The 5,968-nt window shown below is 54.0% G+C and carries 4 protein-coding genes and 1 pseudogene; 2 read left to right on the top strand and 3 right to left on the bottom strand.

The window, feature by feature from the left end; translation table 11 throughout:
* A pseudogene (locus JUI81_RS31480) lies at window positions 1-1,616 on the bottom strand (hemagglutinin repeat-containing protein); the annotation flags it as partial.
* Between the two features lie 403 nt (window positions 1,617-2,019).
* Here JUI81_RS31480 and JUI81_RS31475 point away from each other — a divergent pair.
* Complete coding sequence (locus JUI81_RS31475; protein ID WP_008013568.1) at window positions 2,020-2,292, top strand: hypothetical protein; 273 nt, start codon at window positions 2,020-2,022, stop codon at window positions 2,290-2,292.
* 78 nt (window positions 2,293-2,370) lie between these two features.
* Window positions 2,371-2,934, top strand: a complete 564-nt coding sequence (locus JUI81_RS31470; RefSeq protein WP_096480007.1) for an RNA 2'-phosphotransferase — start codon at window positions 2,371-2,373, stop codon at window positions 2,932-2,934.
* 177 nt (window positions 2,935-3,111) lie between these two features.
* Here JUI81_RS31470 and JUI81_RS31465 read toward each other — a convergent pair whose 3' ends face one another.
* Together JUI81_RS31465 and JUI81_RS31460 are read right to left on the bottom strand one after the other, a co-directional pair.
* The gene (locus tag JUI81_RS31465) at window positions 3,112-3,561 is read right to left on the bottom strand and encodes a hypothetical protein (RefSeq protein ID WP_204125677.1); all 450 of its coding nucleotides are present in this window, start codon (window positions 3,559-3,561) and stop codon (window positions 3,112-3,114) included.
* On the bottom strand, window positions 3,558-5,968 hold a 2,411-nt coding region (locus JUI81_RS31460; protein WP_204125676.1), incomplete at its 5' end, for a DUF637 domain-containing protein. The genes JUI81_RS31465 and JUI81_RS31460, both read right to left, overlap by 4 nt.

Below are 5,968 nucleotides of genomic sequence, written 5' to 3'. Positions count from 1 at the left end.
GCATCAATGGTCTGACTGACGCTTTGCTGATTCACCTCTTTGAGGTCGATTCGCAGACCTTCGACAGCCTTGATCGTGATGTTGCCTTTGGCGATCATCTGGGTCTGGCGCAGTGTCTCGTCGGTATTGCCCTTGCCTTTCGATGAGGTCCAGAAGGCGTCGCCATCGCTCTTGGTATGGCTCTCGTCATGCAGGTCTTTCACCCCTTCGAAAACAATCGCCCCACCACTGTCCAGCGTGATGTCCTTGCCACTCTCCAGCTTCGCCACCTGATAGCGCTGATCTCCACCACTGGACAGCGTCAGGTCACCACCGGACTTGATCTGCGTACCGATGTGGGTGATCTGCGTCACTTCATCGTGCTGGGTCTTTTTACTGCCCCAGCTGCCGCTTTTTTTCATGTCGTACAGTGTGTAGTCGCGGTCCTATGCAGCCAGCAGTTGCAGGTCGCCGTCGGCGTGCAGGTAGGCTTCTTTACCGGCGCTGATATCGCTGGCAACCAGGGTCATGTCCTTGCCGGACTTGAGGGTGAGTTTGCCGCCGGCCTCCAGTGTGGTGCCGATCTGGCTGACGTGGTCTTCCTGGCGGGTTTCCTTTTTGTCCTTGAAGTAGCTGTGTTGTTCGTCGGCGGCGGTGGCGAACAGCAGGTCGCCCTTGGCGTCCATCGTCACGTCGCCTTTGGCGTCGAGCTTGCTCGCCACCACGGTCACGTCGCCGCCGGCATTGACGGTCAGGTCCCCGCCGGCACTGATGCTGGCGCCGTGCTGGGTGAGGGTTGAGTCGAGGAAGTCGGTACGGCTGTCGGAGTGGCGCTCTTCTACGGCGGTGATGCTGACATCGCGCTTGGCATCGATGGTCATGTCGCCACCGCTTTTCAACACACCGCCGGTGTTGAGAACGTCGCGCCCGGCGTTGATCACCAGTTTGTTCGCGGCCTCGATGCGGGCGGCGCTGTCCACGAAGTCGCGCGCGTGGCTGTAGTCGCCGACGCTGCTGTCGTGGGAGGTCACCGTGCGCTCGTTGACGACGTCGCCGTTCGTGGCCTTGAGCGTCACGTCCCGCCCGGCAATGATCCCCCCCGCCTTGTTGGTCAGGTTATTGGTGGCGAGCAAGTTCAACCGTTCCCCCGCCTCCACCAACCCGCTGCTCACCAAATCATTCTTGGCCGTCGCCTCCAGGTTCTGGCTGGCGCGCAGGGTGCCGGCGTTGTTCAGGTTCTTGCCAGCGATCAGGGTCACGTCGCTGCCCTGGATCAACGCGCCGTTGGCGGCGAGGCGGTTGTTGGCGTTGGCCAGGTACAGCACCGGCACCAGGACTTTTTCGCCGTTCACTTCGTGTTCTTCGAGCCAGACGATGTCGTGGGTCAGGGCCGCGACTTGCTGTGACGTGAGGGTTACACCGAGGCTCAGGTTGAGTTGGCTCTTGCTGGCGATGGCGTTGTTCATCAGGTACTTGAAAACCGCCTCGTCCGAGGTCTGGCCGTCGATGAAGCGCTGGCCGGTGCGGGCGACCACGGCTTGCTGGATCAGTTTCTGCTCGTAGAGGCCGTCGCCCAGGCGCTTGGCGCTCTGGTCGGGGTTGTAGCCCAGGCCGGACAGCAGGTAGTCCGAACTCATGAATTGCTTGAGGTCGGTGAGTACCGGGTTGGTTTCGATCAGGTATTTGTGCGGTTGGGATTTGCCGGCGTTGCTTGGCAGACCTTGGACGCGGTTGATCGTAAAGATCCTACGCCAACCTCAGAATCGGGCACCTTGCACCGCTGGAACGATGAGGCTTATAGTCCGCCCGTCGTCCACATGGCGACCGGGTTTGGCGACCTGACGAACGAGTGCGAGAGCTGTCTGCTTATTTGCAGGCGCCTCCGCATCCGCAAAACTGTTTTTATGGCAGTTGTGCGCGGGAGACCTTCGGGTCTGCCGGTTACTCGTTTCCGGTTCGCCAACCTGCGTACAGCTGCCACCCCATTTCGTTTGGCGACGAACTGCTGGCAGTCTCAGCAAACTAAACGAGGCTTCAACTATGGATAGATACATGCCCCTCACCGGAATCGACCTGGTCCCGGCTTCTCTGCTTATTGATACCCAAGCGCCACTTGACGTCCTGCACGCGATGGCCGATTACCGCATTCGCACAGTCACCCAGGTGCTGGAGAACATCGCCTTTCGTGCCGAGATTGGTTGCGACACGGTGGTGCTTTCGGACTTTTCCAAGCTGCTGGCCATTCCGTTGCGCGATGGTTGTGATTTGATGGATGTAATTGGCAGGCGATTGCGGGCTCAAGCTGCGGAGTAAATGGAAATGGGCGACCTGCGGGTCGTCCACTTCATGTCATGAATAAAATAATCTGCCACATTTTTAACTGGAAATCGCATGAAAACCAAACAGATCAATGAAACCAGCAAGTTCCTTAGTTATGTCCTCAGGCATGAACCACACGCTATAGGTTTACAATTGGATAGCGAAGGCTGGGGTAATATTGACTCATTGATCGCAGGCGCCGCTAAAGAAGGGCTAATTTTAGATCTGACGCTCATTCAAGCAGTTGTTAGCAGCAGCGATAAAAGACGCTTCAGTATTTCCGACGACGGACTGCGTATTCGTGCAGTACAGGGACACTCAACACCCACCGTTAACCTTCAACACATTGAGAAAGCCCCTCCAGACTTTCTCTACCATGGCACTGCAACACGCTTCCTAGAGTCAATTCACCAACAAGGACTGATTGCCGGCTCACGCCACTATGTGCATCTGTCGCATGACATACCAACCGCTATCGCTGTCGGACAACGCTATGGAAGTCCTGTGGTGCTGAAAATTGAAGCCCTGCGAATGCACCAACAGGGCTTCAAATTCTTTCAAGCTGAAAATGGTGTTTGGTTGACAGAGCATGTCCCTTTGATTTTTTTGCACGAGAACCAACCCTACCCACCTTGACAGCTCTGCAAGACGTAAAAAAGCAGCGATAATTTTTCAGTGAATATAATCGCTACAGCCACTGCCAAATATCATGCCAAACCAATAAAAAGGCCCAGGAGGCACACCTTTAAGATTTACCGCTTTCAAAACATTAACACCCCAACTAGCACCTAACCACAATCGCCCTTTAAATAACTATATAACCGACAACTCACCTGACAAAAAGACCTCTTCAGCCAACACATGAAAAGCTATATTCTCCGCTAAAAACTGAATACTAAAGTGCCTCAACCTTGGCGGTTCAAGACTTGTTAACAAACGCCAAGAACCCAAACTGTTTCGTACAAACTCAGACTCTCTAAACTCAGTCAACTCCCCCAACCCAAATTCACTTGCGTCACCCAAAAAATTGAAAATAATGCTTCCCGGAAATGGAAGCTTAATAAAGGAGTGGACATTTTTAAAAACCATCTCTCGTCTAACAATTGACAGTTCCTCATTACCATCAGCGTCAAAAACATCTTTCTCATACTCGACATCAAGTACGAGATCCACTCCAACAGAGCAGAAGGAGACTTTTGACTCGCCAAATCCTGGCAACCATTCATAAGGATTGAGCACCAGCTTCGGTTGACTTATTTTCATGGACGTACCGATTTCAGTTGATCTGCCCCGGTCGACGGCAGATGGTTATTCTTTAGTTGATCTTTTGCAAGATCATTAAATGTTTTACCTGGATAGGCTTCAACATTAGTCTGATTTCGCCCAAACCACTGACTTCTAGGAATTCCTGCTTGTTCAAGTGCTGTCGAGGTTCTCGTATTCAAAATAAGCCGAGTTCCATTAATTTCCACATAGTCAAGCGGGAGTTGATTTGGAGTAATGGCTCCGGTCTTCAACGCACCAGCTAAATCTTCTACTGTCTTTATAGGTTTACCTGCCAAAGCCGAGTAAAGCTTTACTCCATCAGGGCTAAAGGATCGGTCAGATCTGATTGTATTCTGAGCAAAATTTGCCTCAGCCAACACTCCTCTTTCTGCATTGGCAACGGCACCAGTTCCGCCGATGCCCCTAAACGCTCCAACCCCGCCTGCTGCCGAGAGCATTAGGGCGACGGCCATTTGGCCCCAATACTCAGGTTCGCTCAACATCATACCGTAGCTTTCTAGAGCCTTGGCACCTTCCCCCTTGTTTGCGTAAAGCAATGTTGAGGACAGATCAAGCTGCCACTGAGTCGAGTATTTGAAAGCGTCCTGCATCTCCGTAGGAAGCGTCACCCAGGCGTTGTATTCCGCGGGTTCCATGATCATCCATGGTTTACTCGACTCATCCAGCAACGTGTAGCTAACTGCATTTGAATCAGCATCGGTATTAAGAATAACGTTGCCGAGATTCTGAGACCGCTCCCCCACCATCTTTAATATCGTTGAACATCCAACTCCGCTCGAATCCTTTGAGCAAGCTTCGTACTTTTCCTGAAACTCATCAAAATGGGCCTGAAAGTTGTACAGCGTCGCATTGTTGGCAACCCAAGCCCCAGTCTGCAAAGTCCCCGCATCAACATCGCCTGTCGTTGATGCCGCTAGCACCCCCACGATCTGCGACGCCATCGACAGCAGGTCAGGATTGCCACCAACCAGTTTGTTCAGGTCTACGATGAGCGCCTCATTCGCACCAGCCGCCAAGGCTCCGGTTGCAAAATCACCACCTGTTACCTCTGAGAGCAGCCCACCCACCATGGCGTGAATGACGACTTTAGTCGGGGAACCGTCGGCTACTCCCTTGGTGAAGTCACCTACAGCGTTAAAGCTGGCTGCCGCCAAAGTGTTGAACAGTGCTGTTTTCAGCACATCACTGACGCTACCCTCTTGGCCCAGCGCCTTGCCCAGCAACGCGGACGTTCCGCCCTGCAATACCTGATTTACGCCAAACCGACCAATCCCTTCCAGGCTGCTGAGATCAATGGTTACTTTGTTTGTAAGCGGATTGGTCGTTGTTTTCAGAATGTCCTTAAAGAAACCAGCCGTCAGACCAGCCGTCACACCCGAAATCACATACCCTTTGAGCGCTTCCGAGGACGTCACGTCTTGGAACACCGCTCCAAGATTCCCACCATTGTTGATAAAGCTGGTGGCCGCATTCGTCGCCGCACCAGAAGCCACCGCAGCAAGGCCTGCGGCTCCGATGGTCCCCATGCTGGCAAAAGCACTCAGGGCCGCAGGGCCGACAAAGGCTGCCATGACAATCGCAATGATGAGTTGCGAAGCCGGGCCAAGTCCCGAGTTCTGGTACTTGAACGACTCATGGATTTCCTTGACCAACTTCCAGTCCACATCGCCCCGTGCTTCGGCTTGCTTTAGCCAGGCCAGTTGCGGATCGGCATTGACCATCGCATCAATGGTCTGGCTAACGCTTTGCTGATTGACCTCTTTGAGGTCGATTCGCAGACCTTCGACGGCCTTGATCGTGATGTTGCCTTTGGCAATCATCTGGGTCTGGCGCAGTGTCTCGTCGGTATTGCCCTTGCCTTTCGATGAGGTCCAGAAGGCGTCGCCATCGCTCTTGGTATGGCTCTCGTCATGCAGGTCCTTGACCGCCTCAAACGTGATGGAGCCACCGCTGTCCAGCGTGATGTCCTTGCCACTCTCCAGCTTCGCCACCTGATACCGCTGATCCCCACCGCTGGCCAAGGTCAGGTTGCCCCCGGTGGAGATTTCACTGCCGATGTATTTCACATCGGTCACTTCATCGCGTTTGGTTTTCTTCGCGCCGAAGGAGCCCTTTTTCTTCATGTCATACAGCGAGTAGTCGCTGTCTTTCGCCGCCAGCAAGTCGAGCTTGTCACCCGCCACCAGGTACGCCTCATCGCCTGCGCTAATGCGGCTGGAGATAACCGCGAGATCCTTACCGGCATCCAACTTCACGTTGCCACCCGCCGTGACACCCGACATGACCTGGCTGACGTGATCTTCCTGAACCGTGAGTTTTTTGCTCTTGGACAGGGAGTGCTCTTCATCCGCTGCCGAGCTGATGGTCAGGTTGTCGACCGCCG

The organism is Pseudomonas sp. 008 (assembly GCF_016861935.1).
Classification (GTDB): Bacteria; Pseudomonadota; Gammaproteobacteria; order Pseudomonadales; family Pseudomonadaceae; genus Aquipseudomonas.
This window is presented reverse-complemented; position numbering and strand designations above follow the sequence as displayed.